Below are 24636 nucleotides of genomic sequence, written 5' to 3'. Positions count from 1 at the left end.
TCTTGGTCATCTCTCTGGTTCCTTTACCGGCATTATCGCCGGATCAGGCCCAGAGCTCTCCACTTATCGGACTGTCTGAATTTCCGCCGCCACCTCTGTCCGCGCGCTCGCATTTCGTTGCGAATCCGGCGTCCGATTTTCACCCCGTTGTCACCTGGGCTTTCTAGGCTTGCACCGCCGCACATTTCTCGTGCCTGGCCTGTCGCATCCCTTTTACTCTGCCCACCCATGCCCATACCGATCTTTGCGCGAGCCTTCGCCGTGGCGCTTGCCGTCGCCACATTCCTGACCGCCTGTGGCAGCGATGACGATTCATCGCCGCCTTCCTCCGGCCCGGGGACAGAGCAGCCGCCCACCACGCCATCGAAACCCGACCTGCGCTGCGCGCCGTAACGGCTGCACGACGTTTCCCACGACCCACGCACGGACATCCATGACTTCCCGCCGCCGATTTCTGCAAGCCACTTCGGGCGCCGGCCTCGCCGCCGGCGTACTCGCCACCTTTCCGCCCAGCATCCGCAAGGCGCTGGCCATCCCCGCCAACAACAAGACCGGCACCATCCGGGACGTCGAGCACGTCGTGATCCTGATGCAGGAGAATCGGTCGTTCGATCATTACTTCGGCACGCTCAAGGGCGTGCGCGGCTTCGGCGATCGCTTCACCATTCCCATGATCAACGGCCGCAAGGTCTGGCAGCAGGAGCGCAGCAACGGCGCGCTGCTCACGCCTTATCACCTGGACGGGACGGCCAACAACGCGCAGCGCGTCAGCGGCACCCCGCACGACTGGGGCGACAGCCAGCTTGCCTGGGACGACGGCCGCATGAGCCAATGGGCGCGCCACAAGACCAATACGTCCATGGGCTATTTCAAGGAACAGGAAATCCCCTTCCAGTTTGCCCTGGCCAATGCATTCACCCTCTGTGACGCCTATCATTGCTCGATGCACACGGGCACCGACGCCAACCGGTCGTTCCATCTCACCGGCACCAACGGGCCCACCGCGCAGAACGTGGCTTACGTCACGAACGAGTGGGACGCCATTCCCGGCACGCCGGGCTCGGACGCGATCGGCTATACCTGGAAGACCTATGCCGAACGCCTGGAGGATGCCGGCATCAGCTGGATCTGCTACCAGAACATGCCCGACGAGTGGGGCGACAACATGCTGGGCGCCTTCCGCCAGTTCCGTGCCGCCAACCTGGCGTCGGGCTTCCCCGTGTCGAGCGGCGGCGCGCCCAATGCCCCGTATTCCAACACGGGCCAGGGCCTGCCCTACCACGCCTACGATCCCGCCACGGACAATGCCCGCAACCCGTTGTACAAGGGCATCGCCAATACCCTGCCGGGCACCACGCCGGATTCCTACCTGGACGCCTTCCGCCGCGACATCCGCGAAGGCCGCCTGCCGCAGGTTTCCTGGATCAATGCGCCGTCCATCTATTGCGAACACCCCGGGCCGTCCAGTCCCGTGCAGGGCGCCTGGTTCCTCCAGGAGGTGCTGGATGCGCTGACCGCGGTGCCGGAGGTCTGGAGCAAGACGGTGCTGCTGGTCAACTTCGACGAGAACGACGGCTACTTCGACCACGTGCCGTCGCCGTCGCCGCCGTCGCGCAATGCCGACCTCTCCCTGGCGGGCAAGACCACGCTGCCGGAGGCGAGCCTGGCCTCCGAGTACTACACGCAGGCCGCGCCGGCCGGCAGCACCCGCCAGCCCGCTCCGGACGGCCGCGTCTTCGGCCCCGGGCCGCGCGTGCCGATGTACGTGATCTCGCCGTGGAGCCGTGGCGGCTGGGTCAATTCGCAAGTGTTCGACCACACTTCGGTGCTGCGCTTCCTGGAAGCGCGCTTCGGCGTGGAAGAGCCCCACATCAGCCCGTTCCGCCGCGCGGTCTGCGGCGACCTGACCAGCGCCTTCAACTTCGCCACGCCCAACGACGAAGCATTGCCTACGCTGGGCGGCCGCAACACGCGCGCGGCCGCGGACCAGCTGCGTTCCAGCCAGCAGGCGCTGCCCGCCATGCCCTTGCCCGCCGACCTGCAGATGCCGATCCAGGCGAGCGGCACGCGCCCGTCGCGGGCCTTGCCGTACGAGCTGCATACCAGCGCGCGCTGCGGACCGGACGGCCAGGTGAAGCTGCTGTTCTCGAATACCGGCAAGCAGGGAGCGGTGTTCCACGTCTATGACCGCCATCACCTGGACCGGATCCCGCGCCGGTATACGGTGGAAGCGGGCAAGACGCTGGACGACACCTGGAACGCGGGACTGGACAATCTGGGCCGCTACGACCTGTGGGTACTGGGCCCCAACGGCTACCATCGTCACTTCATCGGCGACACCGCGCGTATCGCTGATACCGGCGTGCAGCCCGAAATCCGCGTCTGCTACGACATCGCCAACGGGAACGTCTACACGGAACTGATGAACGGCGGCACCCAGGCCTGCACCTTCACGGTCGCGGCCAGGGCCTACCGCGAGGATGGCCCCTGGACCGTTACGGTGGCGCCCGGCGCCCAGGAGTCCCTGCACTGGGAGTTGGCCGGCAGCGGTCGCTGGTATGACTTCGAAGTCAGCTGCAGCGCCGACGCGGCCTTCCGCAGGCGCTTTGCCGGCCGCGTCGAAACGGGCGAGCATGCGGTAAGCGATCCGGCGATGGGCGGGCAGGGCTGAGCCATACACGGACGAAAAAAATCCCCAGGACAGCCGAGGCTTTCCTGGGGATTCTGGCGCCAGATGCTGGCGGTATATGGTGGTGGGGTGGTACCCCGCATCAAACGACTATTGAAAGTACGGAATCGAAGCGCTGCGGGTTGCTGCGAACCAGTGCGAACCGGAGCGAAAAGCCTGACGGTACGCCCGTCGGCAGTGGACAATCAAGCAGGTTTTTCGGACTGATTGGTAGTCGGAATACGGCCTCAACCTCGTCTGCTTTCCGTGGCCAGTTCAATTCCCGAAACGGGAACTGAACCCGCGTCCGTTGCCACAGCCAATAACACACCCATTTACACCCATTCCTGGGGCAAGGCGATCCGTCATGCGGCGAATGGTGACCACATTCACCGCACAATGCGCGGCGATTGAGTTGCGCGTGCGGAGATTGCAGTCCATAATCTCCGCATGAATAGCGGCGAATACAAATACATCTGGCAGGCCAGTGACTGGCCAAACTGGCGCTTCGACCTGGCGGCGCTGGCCGAGCCCATGGCTGAGGTCAGTCGTGCCCAAGGGCTCTTGATGGGGCGTTTGGCTGACGTCGGCATGGCCTTGCGTGACCAAGCGAGTCTCGCGGCGCTCACCGAGGACGTGGTCAAGACCAGCGAGATCGAAGGCGAGCAGCTCAACGTTGAATCTGTGCGCTCGTCCATCGCCCGCAGGTTGGGCGTTGACATCGGCGCGCTCGCTCCGGTCGATCGGCATGTCGAAGGCGTGGTCGAGATGGTGCTTGATGCCACCGCCAACTGCCAGGCACTGGTGTCGCGTGAGCGTCTGTTCGGCTGGCATGCCGCACTGTTTCCTACCGGCTATTCTGGGCTCTCCAAGATCAACGTCGGCGGCTGGCGCGACGATGCCACCGGCCCGATGCAGGTGGTGTCCGGACCCATCGGCCGCCAGCGGGTGCATTTCGAAGCACCGCCGACCGATCGCCTCGAGACCGAAACCAGCCGCTTCCTCGACTGGCTGAATGGCACATCAAACGAACCGCCACTGCTCAAGGCAGGCCTTGGCCATCTGTGGTTCGTCACTCTGCATCCATTCGATGATGGCAATGGCCGTATCGCCCGGGCCATTGGCGATCTGCTGCTGGCGCGTGCCGATGGCAGCCCGCAACGCTTCTACAGTTTGTCGGCGCAGATCCAGCGCGAACGCAAGGCTTACTACGACATCCTGGAGAGTACGCAGAAGCGGTCGATGGATGTCACCGAGTGGCTTGCGTGGTTCCTCGACACGCTTCATCGCGCCGTCGACCAGGCCCAGCACACGCTGGACGCTGTCCTGACGAAAGCGCGGTTCTGGCAGCGCTGGGCGACGACCCCGTTGAACGAGCGGCAGGTGAAATTGCTGAACAAGCTGCTCGATGGTTTCGAGGGCAAGCTCACCAGCAGCAAGTGGGCGGCCATCGCCAAATGCTCGCCGGACACGGCACTGCGCGACATCAACGATCTGCTGACGCGGGGCGTGCTGCGCAAATCGGATGCCGGCGGGCGTAGCACCAGCTACGAGCTGAATGATCTGCCCGAGTAGCGGCGCTTCCTGGAATTGCCTTGGCTCGCGGCCGGAACAGCGCCTTCATGGACTCCTGCCAACTCGTTCGGACGGAGACCAAGATGGAAGTCGCTCACCTCAATCAAAAACAACTCGCTGCCCGCTGGAGTATCAGTGAGGCCACCCTTGAGCGCTGGCGCAGCGCGGGGATCGGCCCCAAGTTTCTGAAGCTCTGCGGGCGCGTGCTCTACCGGCAGGCCGACATTGAGGCATACGAGGAGTCGTGCCTGGCGACCTCGACCAAGACCGTTGTGGCCCAGGTCAGTGTCAGCTGAGAAATGTTCCGATTCGTCGGTAGATATCGACAAGTACCGACGATTTGCAACGTCGGCGGCACCGCCGGCCATCTGGGCGATTCAGTCGCCGGAAACGGGCATCAAACTCGTCTGCGATGGGATGTCGGTTCAACTCCCAAACCCTGAATCGAACCCGTGTCCGCACGGTAGTTCAAACGGTGGGCTCGGCGGCTGCATCATTGTCGGCGGCGGGGGCGGTGAGCCGCCGAATCGTCAGTGCACAGCGTTGCTCAATCAAGGTATTGATTTGCTCAACCACGACATTGCCAGCAAAACTTTGTCCGGGGTCAAACTGGAGCTTGCGCGCCGTGGCGGGCAGTAGTTTTGTCAGGTCAAAATGCGCCGTTTGGCCTGCGTCAGTTTCCCGGCGGTCTCCAGCCGTACATACACCAAACGCCTCTGGTCATCCACCGCGTCGCAACTCCCTGACACCCCGGCCCAGCTTACGGCGCAACAGGGCCCGCAGGGTCACCCCATCCGAGTACCCGACCTGTGCGGCGACTTGGTCGACGCTCGCGTTTCCGGTGCGCAAGAGATGGACGGCATGCTCCACGCGCAGGTCCTGGAAATACGACAGCGGTGTCTTGCCCAAAACGCTTTGCAGCCGCCGCGCCAAGGTGCGCTCGCTTGTGCCCGCGGCGCTGGCCGCCTCGGCCAGCGAGAACCCCTGCGCGAGCCGACGTCTGGCCCAGCACTCGAAGCGCTCCACCATCGGGTCGGCATGCGCAAGGTGGTCGGGAATCACGAACTCGGCTTGCGAACTGCGTGTCTCGACCAGCAGATAGCGTGCCACCAGGGCCGCCAGCGCCGGACTGCGCCCTCGGATGATGCGCAAGGCCAAGTCGACGTGGGCCAAAGCGGCACCCGCGGTGGTGAAGCGTGTCGAGTTCACGATCATGCGTGACTCGTCCAGCGTGACGTTCGGATAGCGCTGCCGAAACATCGGCCCCAGCCACCATGACGTCGTGGCACTATGTCCATCAAGCAGGCCACTCTCTGCAAGCAAGAAACTACCGGTGCAAGCGGCACCAAGGTGCGCGCCAGCGGTGGACCACTGCTGTAGCATGGCGACCGCATCGGGCACGTCGGGGCGTGTGAGCCGAGCCGAGAGCGTGTCAGGCATCTTGTCGCCAAACGCTGGCACGAGCACAACGTCTGGTTCGGGCACACCATGCGCAGTGACCACGGGGACAGTCAAGCCTTGCGCAGTTCGGATGCGACGCCGCACGCCCACCAGCGTGAGCTCTATGTGCGCGGGAGCCTGTGGCAGCGAGCCCGACATCGCATTGGCCAAGCCCACTGTGTCAGTGAGCGCCGCAAGCCCCAGATCAAACACGCCATCACAAACAAGGATGTGGAGTTTCATGGCAACAATGATATCAAAGTTGTCATTATTGCCTATAGAGATGGCTGTCATGAAGATTTAGACTGCAGGCTCGTCGATCCCTTCACCTAACCCATTTACCCAAAGGATTACAGTATGACCAAGCTCGCCCTGTTTGTTCGCCTCGAAGCCAAACCCGGCCAGGAGGCTGCGCTTGCCGACTTCCTGGCCAGCGCACTGCCGCTCGCCAACGCCGAGTCCGGCACCACTGCCTGGTTCGCATTGAAGTTTGGCCCTTCGACGTTCGGTGTGTTCGATGCCTTTGCCGATGAGGCAGGTCGCCAAGCACATCTGAACGGCCAGATCGCCGCGGCCTTGATGGCCAACGCCGCGACCTTGCTCAGTTCTCCGCCCAATATCGAGAAGGTCGAACTGCTTGCAGCCAAACTGCCTGCATGACAACTCGGCCTTGACCCAATCAGGTCACGCTGCAGGATGGGGGTCACACGGCCCTACGCAGCGATCTGGGCTTGCCCCGTTACTCCGGACAGATCAGATGGCATGATCATGCCTGGAGAGCGAAGCGATGGCACGAAACAGAAGACATTTCACGGACGAGTTCAAGCGCGAGGCGGTGAGGCTGGCGGAACAGCCCGATAGCAACGTATCGGGCGTGGCTCAGGACCTGGGTTTGGATCCCAGCGTTCTACGGCGTTGGGTCGGGCAGATGCGCGGCGGCACATGGGAGCCGACGCCCGGCAAGCCGCTCAAGAGTGCCCAGCAGCAGGAAATCGAGCAACTACGGCGGGAGCTGGCCAAGGTCAAGACCGAACGAGACATATTAAAAAAAGCGGTCGGATACTTTGCCAAGGACCAGACATGAAGTATCCGTTCATCGCCCGGCATCGGGCCGTCTGGTCGGTCAGCGAGCTATGCCGAACCTTGGGCGTGTCGCGCAGCGGCTTTTATGAATGGCATGGCCGCTCGCCCAGCGCTCGGGAACAGGCCAACGAGCGATTGATCGGCCGTATCCGAGAGAGCTTCCAGTCCAGCGATCGGACGTATGGCAGCCCTCGGGTATGGCGGGATCTGCGCGCCTGGGGCGAGCACTGGGGCAGGCATCGTGTGGCGCGTCTGATGCGCCGGGCAAACCTCGTGGCACGAACCAAGCGCCGTCGTCACCCGTCGGATGCGGGGCCAAGATCGGCTCATGCCATTGCCGCCAACGTGCTGGATCGAGACTTTACGGCCCGCGCGCCCAACCAGAAATGGGTGGCCGACTTCACCTATGTCTGGACAGCAGAGGGCTGGCTCTACGTGGCGGCCGTCATGGACTTGTACTCACGACGTATCGTCGGCTGGTCCATGCAGGCCAGCATGACGTCGCAATTGGTGACCGACGCCCTGATGATGGCGTTGCATCGGCGAGGCCGCCCGCGCGAAGTCCTGCACCACTCCGACCAGGGCAGCCAGTACACCAGCGAGCAGTTCCAGATGCTGCTGGCCGATGCTGGGATCGTGTGCAGCATGAGCAAGCGCGGGGACTGCTGGGATAATGCCGCCATGGAGAGCTTCTTCTCCACGCTGAAAACCGAACGGCTGAGCCGACGGATTTACCGGTCCCGCGATGAGTGCAGGGCCGAGGTGTTCGACTACATCGAGCGGTTCTACAACACAAGGCGCCAGCACTCAACGCTGGGATACGTCAGCCCCATGCAGTTCGAGGCGGCGGTTTGTTAGGTTAAACAACCTGTCCGGAGAGGCGGGGCAAGCCCACAACTGTTTCCAGCGGAGCAAACCCGGATCGTCAAGCTGCTGGTGGAGAAGGTGATCGTGTCGCCCAATGACCTCGAAGTGCGACTGCGCGCCAACGGCATCGAGCGGCTGGTGCTTGAACTGCGTCCCGAGCCGGTCGAGCAACAAGCGGAGGCCCTGGCATGAGCGACATCCGAATCCAGAAGACCGGTGAGCCGGACATCCTGCAGACCAGCGACGGCAGGCTGACCCTGTCAGTGCCGATCCAGATCAAACGCCGCAGCGGCCGCAAACTGGTCACCTTGCCAAACGGCGAAACCGCGCCGGTCAGGCCGTGGGACGTGGCACCGACCTCCATCCAACTGGCGCTGGCTAGGGGTCACCGCTGGCTGGCGATGCTCGAATCAGGAGAGGCGAAGTCCTTGAAGGAGATCGCCACGCGGGAAGGAATCGACAACAGCTACGTCAGCCGGATGGTCAACCTGACCACGCTGGCACCCGACATCGTGGCGGCCATCCTGGACGACGAATTGCCGAACCACGTCACGCTGTTTGATCTGGCGGTTGATCCGCCAGCGCTGTGGGATGAGCAGCGGGAGAGAGTCGGACTCTGAGGTGGAGACACCACCTCAGCTCAACATGCCTTTGAGATCCTTGAGCATCAGGAACAGATGGTACGGATCAGTCGGGCTGGGCTCGAATTCCCACGATTCGTACCACTGCCGTGCTGCGTCGTCCTTGGCATGGACCAACAGGCAGCGGATACCCGCAATGTCGGCGGCCTGTGCGGTGCGCAGCAGTGCATCCTTGAGCAAGGCCTGGCCCAGACCTTTACGCTGATGCTCCTTGTCCACGGCGAGCCGGGCCAGGATCATGACCGGCACCGGGTGGCGCGCCAGCCCCTTCATCACTCTCGACGGCGTGGCTTCCGGATCGACGCTACCAACGGCTAGGCTGTAGAAGCCGACCACCACGTCACCCTGGCAGCAGACATAGGTCTGCGCGCTGTTGGCCTTCTGGTTGACGAGCGCGTAGCGCTGCAGGAACTGGTTCAGCGCGGCCTGGCCGCAGTCGAACGCATCGACCTGATCTGTTGCAGCCAGCTTGCGAACGGGCGAGTAGTCATTGCTCAATCCAGCACCCCAGGTTCACGCAGCAACTTCTTCAGACGAGGCTTGCTTTGCACCGGGCGGTCCAGCGCCTCCTGGAAGGCCTGCCACTGTGTGTCGTCCAGCACGAACTGGCGACGATCCGCCAGCGTCTGCGCGGCCGCCGTCACGCCCGCGTCGAGCAGGAACTCGCTGACGTTCTTGTGGCAGGCGCGTGCGGCTTCTTGAAGCAGCTGCTTGACCGGCGTGCTGGCACGAACGTCAATGCGTTCGGTCTTGGAAAGATTCAGGGTGCTCATGGTGCCCCTCCGGACTGATATTGGATTCTTTTATTGTACCCGTCCGGACATTGTCCTGACAAGACGTTCCTTGTCTTAGCCACCATCCAAGCACGTACTTTCGCGTTGCGACATGTCGGTAGTTCTCGATAACTACCGACGAAACGCACCCGCAGCGTGTCCTTCGCCACCCGATGCTGCAATCCAACCGCTTGATTCGTCCGCGCGTAACCCTTTGATCTGTATGGCTCTGGCTTGTGGCCTTTGCGGACTTCGGGCCGGTTCCAGGGAGCGAGGCCGGAGCGAGGAATGGCCAGGAAAGAGTGGAATGTGGCCCGGAACGGGCTGAAAGGCTGACCGGCGAAGTCCGCAGGCTTCCGCTGGAACCCCCAACAACACGCGGGAACCGGCGCGATCAGACAAGAAAAAACCCCAACCGAGAACGGTTGGGGTTTTGTTATTGGTGGAGCCGGCGGGAATTGAACCCGCGTCCGGAAGCCCTCTACAGACAGTTCTACATGTGTAGTCGATTTATTTGGATTTAACCGTGTGCTTAGCCAACCGACAGGCCGGCACACAGCGATTCACGTAGTTTAAGCATGAACCGTGTGACCCCAGTTCATACCGATTCCTTGAGAATGACACTGCTGCGGTTCAGGATCAGGCTGCTTCGGGGGTTTATGGCCCTAGACAGGGATCCTTAGGAAAGTTGCCCTTCCTCCGCCCGACCCAAGGACAGATCGGTGCAGCGGCTCACCGCTTAAGCGGCGAGAGCGAAACGCTCGTCGTTGGCGTTTATTTGCGTTCCAGTGGTTTAACGAGCTTACTGGTGCTCGACATGCCCTGTGCTGCTTCGCGACCCCCGTCGAAACCGGTACGGCCCCTTGAGGAGGATTGTATCCCATATGGAGCCATGGGGCGGGTTTTCAAGAGGCGGCTCCGGCCGGGGGGATCATGTCGGCAGCAGGCGCCGTATCGCCGGCAGCAAGTCCGGGACCGAGGCGACGACCGCGTCCGCGCCCCAGGCCTCGACAGGCACGCCATCGCCGCAATAGCCGTAGGCGGTGGCGATGGTCTTCATGCCCGCGGCCTTGCCGGCAGCGATGTCGCGCTGGTCGTCGCCCACGTACAGGCAATGCCGCGGCGCGACGCCGACTTCCCGCGCGGCGTGCAGCAGCGGTTCAGGATGCGGTTTCGAGTAGGCGGTGGTGTCGCCGCAGACCACGACGGCGCTGTGCTGCTCGAGCGCCAGGTGGCGCACCAGCGGCGTGGTGAAGCGGGTGACCTTGTTGGTGACGATGCCCCATGCCCAGCCCTCCTGGACGAGGCTGGACAGCAATGTTTCCACCCCGGGGAAGAGGGAGGTATGCACGGCGATGTTGGCGGCGTAGTCGTCCAGGAACTGCTGCTTGCACGCTTCGTAGCCGGGCGACTCGGGGGTCAGCCCGAGCGCCACGCGCAGCAATCCCCGCGCGCCGTGCGAGGCCATGGGACGCAGTTGCTCGTAGGGCAGGGCGGGCAGGCCCCGGCGCAGGCGCTGCTGATTGGCGGCGGCGGCAAGGTCGGGGGCGGTATCGGCCAATGTGCCGTCGAAATCGAAAAGAACCAGCGGTTTCATGAGCGTATCGTCGCCACCATGTAATTGACGCTGCTGTCGCTGCTCAGTTTGTAGATTTTCGTCAGGGGGTTGTATTCCAATCCCTTGATCGCGACTGCCTCCAGGCCAGCGCCGCGGGCGGCGCCCAACAGTTCGCTGGGGCGGATGAAATGGTCGTAGCTGTGCGTGCCTCGCGGTACCAGGCCCAATATGTATTCGGCGCCCAGTATGGCAAAGGTAAACGATTTTAAATTGCGGTTCAGCGTCGAGAAAAAAACGTGTCCGCCGGGTTTGGCCAGCCTGGCGCAGGCCCGGATGACGGATTCCGGATCCGGTACGTGCTCCAGTAACTCCATGCACGTCACGATATCGAAAGAGCCGGGTTGGTCATCGGCCAACTGCTCCACGCTGATATTGCGGTATTCCACTTTCACGCCGCTTTCCAGGCTATGGAGTTTCGCGACCTTCAGCGATTTTTCGGCCAGGTCGATACCGGTGACCATGGCGCCGCGAGCCGCCATGCTTTCGGCCAATATGCCGCCGCCGCAACCGACGTCCAGCACGGTCTTGTTTCCCAGCCCGTGCGCCATCTGGCTGATCCATTCCAGGCGCAGCGGATTGATGGCATGCAGCGGTTTGAATTCGCTTTCCGGGTCCCACCAGCGCGAGGCCAGGGCGCTGAACTTGGCCAACTCGGCCGCATCGGCGTTGACGGGCCGGGATTCCTGGGCGGTGGTGGTCATGGCGGACTCCAGTTTGGCGGCAAAAAAATAAACCCCGCAGAGCGGGGTTCCAGCCGGCGGTACCCGAAGGATACCGCCGGGATCCAACTGTCAGGCAGTGGATTACTTGTTGCGCGTACCCACGACTTCGACTTCCACGCGGCGGTTCTTGGCACGGCCGGCGGCGGTCTTGTTGTCGGCGATGGGCTGCTTCTCGCCCTTGCCTTCGGTGTAGACGCGGTTGGCTTCGATGCCCTTGCTGACCAGGTAGGCCTTGACAGCTTCGGCACGACGGACCGACAGGCGCTGGTTGTAGGCGTCGGTACCGATCGAGTCGGTGTGGCCGACGGCGATCACGACTTCCAGGTTGATGCCGCGGATCTGGTTGACCAGCTCGTCCAGCTTGGCCTTGGCTTCGGGCTTGACGACGGACTTGTCGAAGTCGAAGAAGGCGTCGGCGGAGTAGGTGACCTTCTGGCTGACCGGAACGGGCACGGGAGCCGGAGCCGGGGCGGGAGCGGGGGCAGGAGCCGGGGCAGCGGCGGGCGCAGCGACCTTCAGCGCGCCATCGCAGGACGGGTCGGCGGTGGCGGGGGTCCAGAACCCATTGCGCCAGCACAGGCCGTCAGCGCTCTTGACTTGCACGCCGAACGCCGATTGCCAGTTGTCGTTGACCTTACCGGCTTGAGCAGAGGCCACGCCCGAGGCCGTCACGGCAGCGAAGGCGAGCGCCAGAGAGATTCCAATTTTGGAGCGTTTGTTCATGTTTCTCCTCTTAGCTTGAAATGAAACTCGCAGCGAACCCCCGCCGCAACATGGATATACATGCCCAGTATAGCATTGCGGTTGTTCTCTCATGCCACTCACTCCTGGGATAAGTAAGTGTTTGTGCCAGAAATCACACCGGCTGCACGCAAGCGCCACTGCGATATCCGGGACATTATCCTTTCGAGATCGCTTTTTGATGGTGAATTGGTGAGTTGTAGTTTTTTTGCAACTGTCCGGCCGTCGATCCATACCTCTTCCACGTCCTCTCTTCCGGCCGCGTAGACCACGTGGGACACCGGGTCGAATACCGGCGCGAGCCGGGCGGAATCGAGCCGTATCGCCACCAGGTCGGCATATTTGCCCACCGCGACCGAGCCGATCCGGTCGTCCCACCCCAGCGCCTTCGCGCCGCCCAGCGTGGCCGCGTGCAGCGCCCGGTGGGCAGGCAGCGCCCGCGCATCGCCGCTGGCGCCCTTGGCCAGCAGGGCCGCCAGCCGCAGTTCCGACAGCATGTCCAGGCGGTTGTTGCTGGCCGCGCCGTCGGTGCCTATGCCCAGGTTGACGCCGGCCTCGAGCAGGCGGGCAACCGGCGCGAGGCCGCTGGCGAGCTTGAGGTTGGAAGCGGGGCAGTGGGCCAGGCTGACCCCGTGGGACGCCAGCAGCGCGATGTCGTCGGCGTCCAGGTGGACGCCGTGCACGGCCACCAGCCGGGGCGACAGCAGGCCGAGATGGGCCAGGCGCTCGGCGGGGCGCATGCCGTGCATGGCCACCGCTTCCTCGACTTCCTGGCGGGTTTCGTGCAGGTGGATGGCGATGGTCAGGTCGGCCTCCTCGGCCACGGCGGCCAGGTGGCGCAGCATGTCGTCGCCCACCGTGTAGGGCGCGTGGGGAGCCAGCATGAAGCGCAGTCCCGGTTCGCCGCGGTACTTTTCATGGGCCGCCAGGGCCTGCGCCAGCATCTGCTCGGCCGGCGGCGCGCCGGATATCTCGAACACCGTGCCGCCCACCGCCGCGCGGATTCCCATCGACAGCGCGGCGCGGGCCACCTCTTCGGGGTGGAAATACATGTCGGCGCAGCAGGTGGTGCCTCCGGCCAGCATCTCGGCGAAGGCGAGGACGCTGCCGTCGTAGACGAAGTCGGCCGACATCAGCTTGCGCTCCAGAGGCCAGATGCGCTCTTGCAGCCAGGCCATGAGCGGCAGGTCGTCGCCGGCGCCGCGCAACAGGCTCATGGCTGCGTGCGTGTGCAGGTTGACGAAGCCGGGCAGCAGGGCACAGCCGGCCAGGGGGCGTTCGGCGGCGCCGGGGTGGCGGTCCCGCAGGACGGCGTGCGGCGCGATGTCGGCGATCCGGCCGTCGCGCACGGCGATGCCGTGGCCGGCCAGGACGGCCTGGTCGGGTTCGACGGGGATCAGCCAGTCGGGAAGCAGCAGGGTGGTCGGGGCCATGGACGCGTCGGGTGGCGGGCGGGGCCCTAAGCATAACGCCAGGCCGGGGTGATAAACTCTTAAGCTTCGCCCGCCGTTCGTTCGCAAGCTGTTTTGCCCTCGCGAAATGCCTTGCGAGCGGGATGCGACAACACCTCTTGAAGCAGCTTGCCCATGGATTCCTTCGCCAAGGAAACACTACCGATCTCTCTTGAAGAGGAAATGCGCCGCAGCTACCTGGATTACGCGATGAGCGTGATCGTGGGCCGCGCGCTTCCCGACGTGAGGGACGGTCTCAAGCCCGTGCACCGGCGCGTGCTGTACGCGATGCACGAACTGAACAACGACTGGAACCGGGCCTACAAGAAGTCGGCCCGTATCGTCGGCGATGTCATCGGTAAGTACCACCCGCACGGCGACCAGGCGGTCTACGACACGATCGTGCGCATGGCGCAGCCGTTCTCGCTGCGCTACATGCTGGTGGACGGCCAGGGCAACTTCGGCTCGGTCGACGGCGACGGCGCGGCGGCCATGCGGTACACCGAAATCCGCCTGGCCAAGATCGCGCACGAACTGCTGGCCGACATCGACCAGGAAACGGTTGACTTCGGGCCCAACTACGACGGCAGCGAGAAAGAGCCGCTGCTGCTGCCGGCCCGCCTGCCCAACCTGCTGGTCAACGGCAGTTCCGGCATCGCCGTGGGCATGGCCACCAACATCCCGCCGCACAACCTGGCCGAGGTGGTCGACGGCTGCCTGTACTGCCTGCGCAATCCGGAGTGCACGGTGGACGAGCTGATCGAGATCATTCCCGCTCCCGACTTCCCCACGGGCGGCATCATCTATGGCATGTCCGGCGTGCGCGAGGGTTATCGCACCGGCCGCGGCCGGGTGGTGATGCGGGCCAAGACCCATTTCGAGGACGTCGAGAAGGGCGGCCGCCAGGCCATCGTGGTCGACGAGATCCCGTACCAGGTCAACAAGCGTTCGCTGCTCGAGCGCATCGCCGAGCTGGTCAACGAGAAGAAGATCGAAGGCATCTCCGATATCCGCGACGAGTCCGACAAGGACGGCATGCGTGTCGTGATCGAGCTCAAGCGCGGCGAAGTACCCGAGGTCGTGCTCAACAACCTCTACAAGAACACCCAGCTGCAGGATACCTTCGGGATGAACCTGGTGGCGCTGGTGGAAGGCCAGCCGCGCCTGTTGAACCTGAAGCAGATGGTGGAGTATTTCCTGGCGCACCGGCGCGAGGTCGTGACCCGCCGCACGGTGTTCCAGCTGCGCAAGGCGCGCGAGCGCGGTCACGTGCTCGAAGGCCTGGCCGTGGCGCTGGCCAACATCGACGATTTCATCGCCATCATCAAGGCTGCCCCCACGCCGCCCATCGCGCGCCAGGAACTCATGGCCCGCACCTGGGATTCGTCGCTGGTGCGCGAGATGCTGACGCGCGCCGAGGCCGACACGGTCGGCGGCCGCGGGGCCTACCGTCCCGAAGGCCTGGGCGAGGAGTTCGGCATGCAGGACGATGGCCTGTACCGCCTGAGCGATACGCAGGCCCAGGAAATCCTGAACATGCGCCTGCAGCGCCTGACCGGCCTGGAGCAGGACAAGATCGTGGGCGAGTACAAGGACGTGATGGCCAACATCGCCGACCTGCTCGACATCCTGGCCAAGCCCGAGCGCGTGACCGTCATCATCGGCGACGAACTGTCGGCTATCAAGGCCGAGTTCGGCACCGACGTGAAGGACATCCGCCGTTCGCAGATCGAGCTGAACGCGACCGAGCTCGACACCGAGGACCTCATCACGCCGACCGACATGGTGGTGACGCTGTCCCACTCCGGCTACATCAAGAGCCAGCCGCTGTCCGAGTATCGCGCCCAGAAGCGCGGCGGTCGCGGCAAGCAGGCCACGGCCACGAAGGAAGACGACTGGATCGACCAGCTCTTCATCGCCAACACGCACGATTCCATCCTGTGCTTCAGCAACCGCGGCCGGGTCTACTGGCTGAAGGTCTGGGAAGTGCCGCAGGGCACGCGCAACTCGCGCGGCCGGCCCATCGTCAACATGTTCCCGCTGTCGGAGGGCGAAAAGGTCACCGTGGTGCTGACCGTCAAGGCGTACAGCGAGGACCACTACGTCTTCATGGCCACCGCCAAGGGCACGGTCAAGAAGACGCCGCTGTCCGAGTTCTCCAACCCGCGCAAGGCCGGCATCATCGCGGTCGACCTGGACGAGGGCGACTACCTCATCGGCGCCTCGCTGACCGACGGCAAGCATGACGTGATGCTGTTCTCGGACGCCGGCAAGGCCGTGCGCTTCGACGAGAACGACGTGCGTCCCATGGGACGCACGGCCCGGGGCGTGCGCGGCATGATGCTGGAGGAGTCGCACACCGTGATCGCGCTGCTGGTGGCCGAGAACGAGACCCAGAGCGTGCTGACCGCGACCGAGAACGGCTACGGCAAGCGCACGCCCATCGGTGAATACACGCGCCATGGCCGGGGCACCAAGGGCATGATCGCCATCCAGACGTCCGAGCGCAACGGCAAGGTCGTGGGCGCCGTGCTGGTGGATCCGGCCGACGAGATCATGCTGATCACCACCGGCGGCGTGCTGGTGCGTACGCGCGTCAGCGAGATCCGCGAAATGGGCCGGGCCACGCAGGGCGTCACGCTGATCAACGTCGACGAGGGCACGCACCTGTCGGGCGTGCAGCGCGTGGTCGAGTCCGACACCGAGGAGCCCGAAGGCAACGGCACCGACGCCGGGCCGGAAGCTCCGTCTTCCAGCGAGGCCGAATAAGGCGGCTGCCATGAATCGACCCTACAACTTCTCGGCCGGGCCGGCCGTACTTCCCGAGGCCGTGCTGCAGCAGGCGGCGGCCGAAATGCTGGACTGGCACGGCAGCGGCATGTCCGTGATGGAAATGAGCCATCGCGGCAAGCACTTCGAGCAGATCTGCGACGAGGCCGAGGCCGACCTGCGCGAGCTGCTCTCGGTGCCGGACGACTATGCCGTGCTGTTCCTGCAGGGGGGCGGGCTGGGCGAGAACGCCATCGCGCCGATGAACCTGATCGGCCGCCGCGAGGCGCATGCGGCCGACTACGTGGTAAGCGGTTCGTGGTCGGCCAAGTCCTTCGCGGAAGCCCGGCGCTACGGCGACGTGGCCGTGGCGGCCACGTCCGAGCAGGCCGCCGTCGTGGACGGCGCGCAGCAAGGTCCGTGGACCTACATGCCGGACCCCGCTTCCTGGCGCGTGCGCCCGCAGGCGAGCTATGTCCACCTGTGCAGCAACGAGACCATAGGCGGCGTCGAATTCATGGATTGGCCCGACCTGGCGGCGCTGGGCGCGCCCGGCGCCGCGCTGACCGTGGACGCATCCTCGCACATCCTGTCCCGGCCCATGGACGTGCGCCGCGCCGGGCTGATCTACGCCGGCGCGCAGAAGAACATCGGGCCGGCGGGGCTGACCATCGTCATCGTGCGCAAGGATCTGCTGGGCCACGCCTTGCCCATCTGCCCGTCGGCGTTCGACTACGGCATCGTGGCCAAGGAGCGCTCGCGCTTCAACACGCCGCCCACGTATGCGATCTACGTCGCCGGGCTGGTGTTCAAGTGGCTCAAGCAGCGGGGCGGCGTGGTGGCCATGGAAGCCGCCAACGTGGAGAAGGCCCGGCTGCTGTACGACTATCTCGACAGCACCTCGTTCTATCGCAATCCGGTGCACCGGCCCGTCCGGTCGCGCATGAACGTGCCGTTCATGCTGCGCGACGATGCGCTGAATGCGCCGTTCCTGCAGGCGGCCGAAGCCGCGCGCCTGCTGCAGCTCAAGGGGCACAAGAGCGTGGGCGGCATGCGCGCGTCCATCTATAACGCGATGTCCATCGAGGGCGTGCGCGCCCTGGTCGACTTCATGAAGGAATTCGAGCGCAGCCATGGATGACGATCTGCAAAAGAAGCTGGCGCCGCTGCGCGAGCGCATCGATGCCATCGACGCCCAGGTGCTCGAGCTCCTGTCCGAGCGCGCGCGTACCGCACAGGCGGTGGGAATGGCGAAGGAGCACCACGCCGGAGCCGTGTTCCGGCCCGAGCGCGAGGCCCAGGTCATCCGCCGGCTGCAGGAGCTCAATGCCGGCCCGTTGCCCGGCCAGGCGCTGTCCGCCATCTGGATGGAGATCATGTCGGCGTGCCGCGCGCTGGAGCAGCCCGCCCGCGTCGCCTATCTCGGTCCGCAGGGCACCTATTCCGAACAGGCCGTGCTGGCGCATTTCGGCCATGCGGTCGACGCGATCTCGTGCGGCACGATCGACGAGGTCTTCCGTTCGGTGGAGACCCGCCGCGCGGACTTCGGCATCGTTCCGCTCGAGAATTCCAACGAAGGCGCCGTCAACCGCACGCTGGACCTGCTGCTGTCCTCGCCGGTGAAGGTGCTGGGCGAGCGTTCGGTGGCCGTGGTGCAATGCCTGATGACCCAGAGCGGCACGCTGGACGGCGTGAGCGTCATCCGCTCGCATCCGCAATCGCTGGCGCAGTGCCAGGGCTGGCTGTCCGATCATCATCCCGAACTGGCCCGCGCGTCGGCGGCCAGCAATGCCGAGGCGGCCCGCCTGGCTTCCGAGGATCCCACCGTCGCGGCCATCGCCAGCGAGCAGGCGGCACAGCGCTGGGGCCTGAAGGTCGTGGCCGCGGGCATCCAGGACGATCCGCACAATCGCACCCGCTTCCTGGCCATCGGCCATCTCGAGACCACGCCCTCGGGCCGCGACAAGACCAGCCTGATCCTGGCCGTGCCCAACGAGGCCGGTGCGGTCTACCGGATGCTTGCTCCGCTGGCCGAGAACGACGTGTCCATGACGCGCTTCGAATCCCGCCCGGCCCGCACCGGCCAGTGGGAATACTATTTCTACGTGGACATCGAAGGCCATCGCCAGGATCCCAAGGTCGCCAAGGCCCTGGCCGCGCTCCAGGCGCGCGTGGCGTTCTTCAAGGTGCTGGGGTCGTACCCGGTATCTGCGTGAGCGGAGACCTACCCATGTCGCATCCGGATTCGGCCGGGGGGGCCTCCGGTTCCTCGCGGCCATTGGTACCGGTGCTCGCGGTCGTGGGCGTGGGGCTGATCGGCGGCTCGTTCGCCGCCGCGCTGCGGCGGGCCGGACAGGTCGGCGAGGTCTGGGGCGTCGGCCGCCAGGTCGCGACGCTCGAGCAGGCGCGCAAGCTGGGCCTGATCGACCGTCCGGCCACGCTGCAGGAAGCGGCGCGGGCCGACCTGGTCCTGATGGCCGTGCCGGTGGGCGCGACGCGTGCGACCCTGGATGGCCTGGCGCCGCACCTGGGGCCCGATACCGTCGTCACCGACGCCGGCAGTACGAAGATGGACGTCGTGCGCGCCGCGCGCGAGGCGCTGGGCGGCCGCATCGGCCAGTTCGTGCCGGGCCATCCGATCGCCGGCAGCGAACAGAGCGGCCCGGGCGCCGCCTTTGCCGACTTGTACCAGGACCGCACGGTGATCCTGACCCCGCTGGACGAGAATCCGCCCGGGGCCGTCGGATTGGTCGAGCAGGCATGGGGCACCTGCGGCGCCCGGATCAGGACGATGCGTCCGGGCGAACACGACACCGTGCTCGCGTCGGTCAGCCACGTGCCGCACCTGCTGGCATTCGCCTACATGGCCCAGGTGCTGGAGGCCGCCGATGCGCCCCTGCGGCTGGACCTGGCCGGCAGCGGGTTCCGCGATTTCACCCGCATCGCCGGCGGGTCGCCCGACATGTGGCGTGACATCTTCCTGGCAAACCGCGAAGCCATGATGCAAGAGACCGCCGCGGTGCGGCGGGCCCTGGACGCCTTCGAGCAGGCCATGCGCCAGGGCGATGCGGCGGGCCTGCAAGCCATGCTGGAGACCGTGTCGAAATCCCGGCGCGCCTGGCGGGCCGGGCAGCCATCTCCCGATACGAACGAATGACCGCCATGACCGATTCCCGCCATCCGCCGTATCTCGACCTGGCGCCGGCGCGCCACGCGCGGGGTACCGTCGACCTGCCCGGTTCCAAGAGCATCTCCAATCGCGTGCTGCTGTTGTCCGCGCTGGCCGAGGGGACGACCCGCCTGACCGGCTTGCTGGATTCGGACGACACCCAGGTCATGCTGGCGGCATTGCGCAAGCTGGGCATAATGATTTCTTCGGGCCAGCGTCCGGACGAAGTGCTGGTCGAGGGGGCGCGGCGCTTCCCGGTGGGCCAAGCCGACCTGTTCATGGGCAACGCGGGCACGGCCATCCGGCCGCTGACCGCCGCGCTGGCGATGATGGGCGGGCATTACCTGTTGCACGGCGTGCCACGCATGCACGAGCGCCCGATCGGCGACCTGGTGGACGCGCTGCGCATGCTGGGCGCGCGCGTGGCCTACCAGGGGCGCGAGGGCTATCCGCCGCTGTCGCTGGGCTGGGGCGAACCGGACCTGTCCCGGCCGGTCAAGGTCAACGGCTCGGTTTCCAGCCAGTTCCTGACCGCGCTGCTGCTGGCGGCTCCGCTGGCTACCCAGGCCGCTGGCCGGGACTTCGTGATCGAGGTCGAGGGCGAGCTGATTTCCAAGCCCTACGTCGAGATGACGCTGAACCTGATGCGCCGCTTCGGCGTGACGGTCGAGCGCGAGGGCTGGCTGCGCTTCACCGTTCCCGCCCAGGCTGCCTACCGGTCGCCGGGCCAGATGCTGGTCGAGGGGGACGCCTCGTCGGCCTCCTATTTCCTGGCGCTGGGCGCGATAGGCGGCGGTCCGGTGCGCGTGGCCGGCGTCGGCCGCGACAGCATCCAGGGCGACGTGGCGTTCGCCGACACCCTGGCGGCGATGGGCGCCGAGGTCGAGATGGGGCCGGACTGGATAGAGACCCGCGGCGTCAAGGTGGCCGAAGGCGCTCGTCTGAAGGCCTTCGACGCCGATTTCAACCTGATCCCGGATGCCGCGATGACCGCCGCGGTCCTGGCCTTGTACGCGGACGGCCCGTGCCGCCTGCGCAACATCGCGAGCTGGCGGGTCAAGGAAACCGATCGCATCCACGCGATGCAGACCGAGCTGGCCAAGCTGGGGGCGACGGTGACCGCCACCCCGGACAGCCTGACCGTGACCCCTCCCGCCACCTGGACGCCTGCCGAGATCGGCACCTGGGACGATCACCGCATGGCCATGTGCTTCTCGCTGGCGGCGTTCGGTCCCGTGGGGGTGCGCATTCTCGATCCCGGCTGCGTGAGCAAGACCTTTCCCACGTATTTCGATGTCTATGCGGGGCTGGTGGGGGCCTGAGCCGCGGCGGCCGGGTTACCGGCGCGCCGGTCCCGTTCCCAGAACTTGTCGAAGAAATAGTGCACGACGGTGTTGACGGCCGGCTCGATGAAGGTGACCGCGCCGCTCAGCGCCACGCTGCCGGTAATAATGTAGGTGACGCTGAACGAGGTCACGATATGCAGGCCGCCGAAGGCAAGGGTCTTGGCCATCGTCGTCTTCCTTGATTGGTAATGAGAATCGTTATCGAATTGTGCGCCGACTCGCGAGGCGACGCCAATTGATCGATACGATAAAAATGATAGGTTTCTTAAATGAATGGTTCCACCGTTCCCATGATCGCCATCGACGGGCCGACCGCCTCGGGCAAGGGCACCATCGCGGCGCGCGTGGCGGCCCGGTTGGGCTGGCATCTGCTGGACAGCGGGGCGCTGTACCGCCTGACCGCGCTGGCCTGCCTGGAGCAGGGTATCGCGGCCGGTGACGAGCAAGGCGCGGCCGCCGCCGCGGCCGCCCTGGACGTGCGCTTCGTCGCCGACGGGGTCTTCATGGGCGGGCGCGACGTCAGCGCCGACATCCGGCGCGAGGAAGTCGGCAACATGGCCTCGCAGGTGGCGGTCCTGGCGCCGGTGCGGGCGGCGTTGCTCGACCGCCAGCGCGCTTTCCGGTGCCCGCCCGGGCTGGTGGCCGACGGCCGGGACATGGGGACGGTTGTTTTTCCGGATGCCGACCTCAAGATATTCCTGGTGGCCAGCGCCGAGGCGAGGGCCCAGCGACGCTATAAACAGTTGATCGAAAAGGGTTTTTCGGCTAACCTCTTAACCCTTTTGCGCGATCTGGAAGCGCGCGATGCGCGCGATACGCAACGGGCGAACGCGCCTTTGGCCGCCGCCCACGATGCCCTGGTGCTCGATTCCTCCCACCTCACCATCGACCAGACGGTCGAGCAGGTGATGAGCTGGTGGGGCGAGCGCTCGGGCGCATCGCGTAGCTGATGGCGCAGCGGCAATCATAGTCAGCACGTAGTACAGGCCCTCAGCAATGAGGTATTGCAACTCCACCGATTGGTGCGGTGTCAGGTCGAATGTCTCGGCCGCCCCCATGAAGTGCGTAACCCGGTAATACATCAACAATGTCTTCGGTTTCCCAAGCCCCTGCCGGCGAAGAAAGCTTTGCCGCCCTGTTCGAAGAAAGCATCAAGCGCCAGGAAATGAAATCCGGCGAAGTCATCACCGCCGAGGTGGTGCGCATCGACCATAACTTCGTCGTGGTCAATGCCGGCCTGAAGTCCGAGGCCTTGATCCCGCTCGAGGAATTCCTCGACGACAAGGGCGAGCTCGAAGTCTCCGAAGGCGATTTCGTCTCGGTGGCCATCGACGCGCTCGAAAACGGCTACGGCGACACCGTGCTGTCGCGCGACCGCGCCAAGCGCCTGGCTGCCTGGCTGCAGCTCGAGAAGGCCCTGGAGTCCGGCGATCTCGTCACCGGCACCATCACCGGCAAGGTCAAGGGCGGCCTGACCGTCATGACCAACGCGATCCGTGCCTTCCTGCCGGGTTCGCTGGTCGACCTGCGTCCCGTCAAGGACACCACTCCGTACGAAGGCAAGACCCTCGAATTCAAGGTCATCAAGCTCGATCGCAAGCGCAACAACGTCGTGCTGTCGCGCCGCGCCGTGCTCGAGGCCAACATGGGCGAAGAGCGCCAGAAGCTGCTCGAGACCCTGCACGAAGGCGCGATCGTCAACGGCGTCGTCAAGAACATCACCGACTACGGTGCGTTCGTCGACCTGGGCGGCATCGACGGCCTGCTGCACATCACCGACCTGGCATGGCGCCGTGTGCGTCATCCCTCGGAAGTCCTGTCCGTCGGCCAGGAAATCCAGGCCAAGGTCCTCAAGTTCGACCAGGAAAAGAACCGCGTCTCGCTGGGCGTCAAGCAACTGGGCGAAGATCCGTGGGTGGGCCTGGCTCGCCGCTACCCGCAGGGCACCCGCCTGTTCGGCAAGGTCACCAACCTGACCGACTACGGCGCGTTCGTCGAGGTCGAGGCCGGCATCGAGGGCCTGGTCCACGTGTCCGAAATGGACTGGACCAACAAGAACGTCGATCCCAAGAAGGTCGTCACCCTGGGTGACGAAGTGGAAGTCATGGTCCTCGAGATCGACGAAGACCGTCGCCGCATCTCGCTGGGCATGAAGCAGTGCCGTCCCAACCCGTGGGAAGAGTTCTCGATCAACCACAAGCGTGGCGACAAGGTCCGCGGCGCCATCAAGTCGATCACCGACTTCGGCGTGTTCGTCGGCCTGCCCGGCGGCATCGATGGCCTGGTGCACCTGTCCGACCTGTCCTGGAGCGAGTCCGGCGAAGAAGCCGTGCGCAACTTCAAGAAGGGCGACGAGGTCGAGGCCGTGGTGCTGGGCATCGACACCGAGAAGGAGCGCATCTCGCTGGGCATCAAGCAGCTGGAAGGCGATCCGTTCAACAACTTCGTGGCCACCCATGACAAGGGCGCCGTCGTCCAGGGCACCGTGAAGTCGGTCGAGGCCAAGGGTGCGGTCGTGACCCTGTCGGTCGACGTCGAAGGCTACCTGCGCGCTTCTGAGATCTCTTCGGGCCGCGTGGAAGACGCCACCACGGTGCTGAAGGCCGGCGACAACATCGACGCCATGATCCTGAACATCGACCGCAAGACGCGTTCGATCCAGCTCTCGATCAAGGCCAAGGACAGCGCCGAGACGGCCGAGGCCATCCAGCGCATGTCGGATGCCAGCGCTTCGTCGGGTACCACCAACCTGGGCGCCCTGTTGAAGGCCAAGCTCGACCAGCAGAACGGCTGATAGGCCCACCCCCTGGGCGCTGACGCGCGCCCGGTATGGTGAGCCCCCAGCCGCTACGCGGCAGCCCCCCGAGGGGGGCCGGGGCCCGCCTTGGGGCGGGGCGGAGCCGGATCCGCCGTGCCCATGGGGAGGGTTGCCAGGTTGCCCGGTACGGCGTTCCAAGAGGTTTCATGAACTCAATGACGAAGTCCGAGTTGATCGCCCGATTGGCCGCCCGGTATCCGCAACTGGTCGCCAAGGACGCCGACTACGCCGTCAAGACCATCCTCGATGCGATGGCCCAGTCCCTGTCGGAGGGGCAGCGCATCGAGATCCGTGGTTTCGGCAGTTTTTCGTTGTCCAGGCGTCCGCCGCGTATCGGGCGCAATCCCAAGTCCGGTGAAAAGGTGCTGGTCCCCGAAAAGCGGGTGCCGCACTTCAAGGCCGGCAAGGAGTTGCGCGAGCGGGTCGACGCCCCCGTGCAAGAGCCTTCCGGGAACTGACCGGGCCTCGCAGGCCGCAGGCAAGCCCGAACAAAACCCCGCCAGCTCTCCAGCTGGCGGGGTTTTCTATTACCGCCCCGTCCCGGCCCCCTTCGGGGCTCGCCATACCGGGCGCGCGAAGCGCGTAGGGGGGGATACAATCCTTTTTTTCCTCACCTGGAGCAAACCATGCGATATCTCGTCTGGGCGCTGAGACTGGTCATATTCGTGGTGGTCCTGCTGTTCGCGCTCAAGAATACCGACCGGGTGAACGTCTATTTCTTCGCCGATCACCTGATCAGCGAAGTGCCGCTGATCGTGGTCATGCTGGCCAGCTTCGTGGTCGGCGCGGTATTCGGCCTGTTGCTGACGGTGCCGGGCGTGATGCGCCGCCGGCGCGAGATCGCCTCGCTGCGGCGCGAGCTGGATCAGGCCCGGGCCGTGGCCAAGGGTGGCTCGGCCGCGGATGCGCCGCCGTCCCCCGACGCCATCCTGCCCGTGACCCCCTTGTAAGGGAC

24 protein-coding genes and 1 other RNA gene are annotated in these 24636 nt (G+C 65.2%); 16 read left to right on the top strand and 9 right to left on the bottom strand.

What is annotated here, in order from left to right; all coding sequences use genetic code 11:
- Nucleotides 1–433: 433 nt before the first annotated feature.
- The 4 genes from ABD104_RS08260 to ABD104_RS08245 all read left to right on the top strand — a co-directional run bounded on the left by ABD104_RS08260 (nt 434) and on the right by ABD104_RS08245 (nt 4882).
- Entirely contained in the window at nt 434–2671 is a 2238-nt protein-coding gene (locus ABD104_RS08260; RefSeq protein WP_343927355.1) for a phosphocholine-specific phospholipase C, read from the top strand.
- Between the two features lie 447 nt (nt 2672–3118).
- A complete protein-coding gene (locus ABD104_RS08255; protein WP_343927354.1) occupies nt 3119–4243 on the top strand; it encodes a Fic family protein in 1125 nt (374 codons plus the stop codon).
- Nucleotides 4244–4326: 83 nt separating this feature from the next.
- Nucleotides 4327–4539 (top strand): helix-turn-helix transcriptional regulator, encoded by a 213-nt coding sequence (locus ABD104_RS08250; RefSeq protein WP_041357364.1) that lies wholly within the window; start codon nt 4327–4329, stop codon nt 4537–4539.
- A complete protein-coding gene (locus tag ABD104_RS08245; protein ID WP_343927353.1) occupies nt 4529–4882 on the top strand; it encodes a hypothetical protein in 354 nt (117 codons plus the stop codon). The genes ABD104_RS08250 and ABD104_RS08245 overlap by 11 nt, the downstream gene beginning before the upstream one ends.
- Nucleotides 4883–4963: 81 nt before the next feature.
- Here the strand turns inward: ABD104_RS08245 and ABD104_RS08240 are convergent, their stop codons facing one another.
- A complete protein-coding gene (locus tag ABD104_RS08240) occupies nt 4964–5977 on the bottom strand; it encodes a GlxA family transcriptional regulator (RefSeq protein WP_087838242.1) in 1014 nt (337 codons plus the stop codon).
- A gap of 63 nt (nt 5978–6040) precedes the next feature.
- Here ABD104_RS08240 and ABD104_RS08235 point away from each other — a divergent pair, with 63 nt between their 5' ends.
- From ABD104_RS08235 to ABD104_RS08225, 3 genes are all read left to right on the top strand, one after another.
- Complete coding sequence (locus ABD104_RS08235) at nt 6041–6343, top strand: putative quinol monooxygenase (RefSeq protein ID WP_007182542.1); 303 nt, start codon at nt 6041–6043, stop codon at nt 6341–6343.
- Between the two features lie 127 nt (nt 6344–6470).
- A protein-coding gene (locus ABD104_RS08230; RefSeq protein ID WP_343927352.1) for an IS3 family transposase occupies nt 6471–7624 on the top strand; the annotation gives its coding sequence in 2 pieces (ribosomal slippage) (nt 6471–6738 and nt 6738–7624; 1155 coding nt in all).
- Nucleotides 7625–7821: 197 nt separating this feature from the next.
- Entirely contained in the window at nt 7822–8253 is a 432-nt protein-coding gene (locus tag ABD104_RS08225; protein ID WP_087836634.1) for a LacI family transcriptional regulator, read from the top strand.
- Between the two features lie 15 nt (nt 8254–8268).
- Here the strand turns inward: ABD104_RS08225 and ABD104_RS08220 are convergent, their stop codons facing one another.
- From ABD104_RS08220 to ABD104_RS08190, 7 genes are all read right to left on the bottom strand, one after another.
- A complete protein-coding gene (locus ABD104_RS08220; protein WP_053299180.1) occupies nt 8269–8772 on the bottom strand; it encodes a GNAT family N-acetyltransferase in 504 nt (167 codons plus the stop codon).
- Entirely contained in the window at nt 8769–9047 is a 279-nt protein-coding gene (locus ABD104_RS08215; RefSeq protein ID WP_029577227.1) for a type II toxin-antitoxin system TacA family antitoxin, read from the bottom strand. The genes ABD104_RS08220 and ABD104_RS08215 overlap by 4 nt, the downstream gene beginning before the upstream one ends.
- Nucleotides 9048–9487: 440 nt before the next feature.
- Nucleotides 9488–9910, bottom strand: a transfer-messenger RNA (tmRNA) gene (ssrA, locus tag ABD104_RS08210).
- A gap of 68 nt (nt 9911–9978) precedes the next feature.
- On the bottom strand, nt 9979–10644 hold the full coding sequence (gene gph / locus ABD104_RS08205; RefSeq protein ID WP_343927351.1) for a phosphoglycolate phosphatase: 666 nt from the start codon (nt 10642–10644) through the stop codon (nt 9979–9981).
- On the bottom strand, nt 10641–11366 hold the full coding sequence (gene ubiG / locus ABD104_RS08200; protein WP_087836636.1) for a bifunctional 2-polyprenyl-6-hydroxyphenol methylase/3-demethylubiquinol 3-O-methyltransferase UbiG: 726 nt from the start codon (nt 11364–11366) through the stop codon (nt 10641–10643). The genes gph and ubiG overlap by 4 nt, the downstream gene beginning before the upstream one ends.
- 102 nt (nt 11367–11468) lie before the next feature.
- Complete coding sequence (gene ompA, locus ABD104_RS08195; protein ID WP_087836637.1) at nt 11469–12110, bottom strand: outer membrane protein OmpA; 642 nt, start codon at nt 12108–12110, stop codon at nt 11469–11471.
- A 98-nt stretch (nt 12111–12208) separates the two neighbouring features.
- Nucleotides 12209–13561, bottom strand: a complete 1353-nt coding sequence (locus tag ABD104_RS08190; protein WP_343927350.1) for a TRZ/ATZ family hydrolase — start codon at nt 13559–13561, stop codon at nt 12209–12211.
- 153 nt (nt 13562–13714) lie between these two features.
- Between ABD104_RS08190 and gyrA the strand changes: the two genes are divergently transcribed.
- Genes gyrA through aroA form a run of 5 tightly spaced genes read left to right on the top strand, consistent with a single transcriptional unit; the run spans nt 13715 to nt 20839 of the window.
- A complete protein-coding gene (gene gyrA, locus ABD104_RS08185) occupies nt 13715–16348 on the top strand; it encodes a DNA gyrase subunit A (RefSeq protein ID WP_087836639.1) in 2634 nt (877 codons plus the stop codon).
- Nucleotides 16349–16358: 10 nt separating this feature from the next.
- Nucleotides 16359–17489: a 3-phosphoserine/phosphohydroxythreonine transaminase gene (serC, locus tag ABD104_RS08180; RefSeq protein ID WP_087836640.1), complete on the top strand. Its 1131-nt coding sequence runs from the start codon at nt 16359–16361 to the stop codon at nt 17487–17489.
- On the top strand, nt 17482–18564 hold the full coding sequence (gene pheA, locus ABD104_RS08175; RefSeq protein ID WP_087836641.1) for a prephenate dehydratase: 1083 nt from the start codon (nt 17482–17484) through the stop codon (nt 18562–18564). Before serC ends, pheA begins: the two co-directional genes overlap by 8 nt.
- 14 nt (nt 18565–18578) lie before the next feature.
- Complete coding sequence (locus ABD104_RS08170; RefSeq protein ID WP_343927349.1) at nt 18579–19505, top strand: prephenate dehydrogenase; 927 nt, start codon at nt 18579–18581, stop codon at nt 19503–19505.
- 5 nt (nt 19506–19510) lie between these two features.
- Complete coding sequence (aroA, locus tag ABD104_RS08165; RefSeq protein WP_343927348.1) at nt 19511–20839, top strand: 3-phosphoshikimate 1-carboxyvinyltransferase; 1329 nt, start codon at nt 19511–19513, stop codon at nt 20837–20839.
- Here aroA and ABD104_RS08160 read toward each other — a convergent pair.
- Nucleotides 20815–21030: a DUF2061 domain-containing protein gene (locus tag ABD104_RS08160; protein WP_087836643.1), complete on the bottom strand. Its 216-nt coding sequence runs from the start codon at nt 21028–21030 to the stop codon at nt 20815–20817. The genes aroA and ABD104_RS08160 overlap by 25 nt on opposite strands.
- Nucleotides 21031–21153: 123 nt before the next feature.
- Here ABD104_RS08160 and cmk point away from each other — a divergent pair, with 123 nt between their 5' ends.
- The 4 genes from cmk (at nt 21154) to ABD104_RS08140 (ending at nt 24631) form a co-directional block, all read left to right on the top strand.
- Nucleotides 21154–21813: a (d)CMP kinase gene (gene cmk, locus ABD104_RS08155; RefSeq protein ID WP_420494908.1), complete on the top strand. Its 660-nt coding sequence runs from the start codon at nt 21154–21156 to the stop codon at nt 21811–21813.
- Between the two features lie 137 nt (nt 21814–21950).
- The gene (rpsA, locus tag ABD104_RS08150) at nt 21951–23657 is read left to right on the top strand and encodes a 30S ribosomal protein S1 (RefSeq protein WP_087836645.1); all 1707 of its coding nucleotides are present in this window, start codon (nt 21951–21953) and stop codon (nt 23655–23657) included.
- 179 nt (nt 23658–23836) lie between these two features.
- On the top strand, nt 23837–24139 hold the full coding sequence (locus ABD104_RS08145; RefSeq protein ID WP_087778781.1) for an integration host factor subunit beta: 303 nt from the start codon (nt 23837–23839) through the stop codon (nt 24137–24139).
- A 168-nt stretch (nt 24140–24307) separates the two neighbouring features.
- Nucleotides 24308–24631 carry a LapA family protein gene (locus ABD104_RS08140; RefSeq protein WP_087836646.1) on the top strand — a complete coding sequence of 108 codons (324 nt, stop codon included), beginning with the start codon at nt 24308–24310 and terminating at the stop codon, nt 24629–24631.
- Nucleotides 24632–24636: the final 5 nt, after the last annotated feature.

Origin of the sequence: Pigmentiphaga daeguensis (genome assembly GCF_039523035.1) — a bacterium.
Lineage (GTDB): Bacteria > Pseudomonadota > Gammaproteobacteria > Burkholderiales > Burkholderiaceae_B > Pigmentiphaga > Pigmentiphaga daeguensis.
This window is presented reverse-complemented; position numbering and strand designations above follow the sequence as displayed.

Coding starts and splice junctions, on each gene's coding strand:
- ABD104_RS08140 (WP_087836646.1), top strand. CDS start 24,308: ATGCGATATCTCGTCTGGGCGCTGAGACTGGTCATATTCGTGGTGGTC.
- cmk (WP_420494908.1), top strand. CDS start 21,154: ATGATCGCCATCGACGGGCCGACCGCCTCGGGCAAGGGCACCATCGCG.
- aroA (WP_343927348.1), top strand. CDS start 19,511: ATGACCGATTCCCGCCATCCGCCGTATCTCGACCTGGCGCCGGCGCGC.
- ABD104_RS08215 (WP_029577227.1), bottom strand. CDS start 9,047: ATGAGCACCCTGAATCTTTCCAAGACCGAACGCATTGACGTTCGTGCC.
- ABD104_RS08190 (WP_343927350.1), bottom strand. CDS start 13,561: ATGGCCCCGACCACCCTGCTGCTTCCCGACTGGCTGATCCCCGTCGAA.
- ABD104_RS08240 (WP_087838242.1), bottom strand. CDS start 5,977: ATGACAGCCATCTCTATAGGCAATAATGACAACTTTGATATCATTGTT.
- serC (WP_087836640.1), top strand. CDS start 16,359: ATGAATCGACCCTACAACTTCTCGGCCGGGCCGGCCGTACTTCCCGAG.
- ABD104_RS08260 (WP_343927355.1), top strand. CDS start 434: ATGACTTCCCGCCGCCGATTTCTGCAAGCCACTTCGGGCGCCGGCCTC.
- ABD104_RS08160 (WP_087836643.1), bottom strand. CDS start 21,030: ATGGCCAAGACCCTTGCCTTCGGCGGCCTGCATATCGTGACCTCGTTC.
- ompA (WP_087836637.1), bottom strand. CDS start 12,110: ATGAACAAACGCTCCAAAATTGGAATCTCTCTGGCGCTCGCCTTCGCT.
- gyrA (WP_087836639.1), top strand. CDS start 13,715: ATGGATTCCTTCGCCAAGGAAACACTACCGATCTCTCTTGAAGAGGAA.
- ABD104_RS08255 (WP_343927354.1), top strand. CDS start 3,119: ATGAATAGCGGCGAATACAAATACATCTGGCAGGCCAGTGACTGGCCA.
- ABD104_RS08250 (WP_041357364.1), top strand. CDS start 4,327: ATGGAAGTCGCTCACCTCAATCAAAAACAACTCGCTGCCCGCTGGAGT.
- pheA (WP_087836641.1), top strand. CDS start 17,482: ATGGATGACGATCTGCAAAAGAAGCTGGCGCCGCTGCGCGAGCGCATC.
- ABD104_RS08235 (WP_007182542.1), top strand. CDS start 6,041: ATGACCAAGCTCGCCCTGTTTGTTCGCCTCGAAGCCAAACCCGGCCAG.
- ABD104_RS08225 (WP_087836634.1), top strand. CDS start 7,822: ATGAGCGACATCCGAATCCAGAAGACCGGTGAGCCGGACATCCTGCAG.
- ubiG (WP_087836636.1), bottom strand. CDS start 11,366: ATGACCACCACCGCCCAGGAATCCCGGCCCGTCAACGCCGATGCGGCC.
- ABD104_RS08145 (WP_087778781.1), top strand. CDS start 23,837: ATGACGAAGTCCGAGTTGATCGCCCGATTGGCCGCCCGGTATCCGCAA.
- rpsA (WP_087836645.1), top strand. CDS start 21,951: ATGTCTTCGGTTTCCCAAGCCCCTGCCGGCGAAGAAAGCTTTGCCGCC.
- ABD104_RS08170 (WP_343927349.1), top strand. CDS start 18,579: ATGTCGCATCCGGATTCGGCCGGGGGGGCCTCCGGTTCCTCGCGGCCA.
- gph (WP_343927351.1), bottom strand. CDS start 10,644: ATGAAACCGCTGGTTCTTTTCGATTTCGACGGCACATTGGCCGATACC.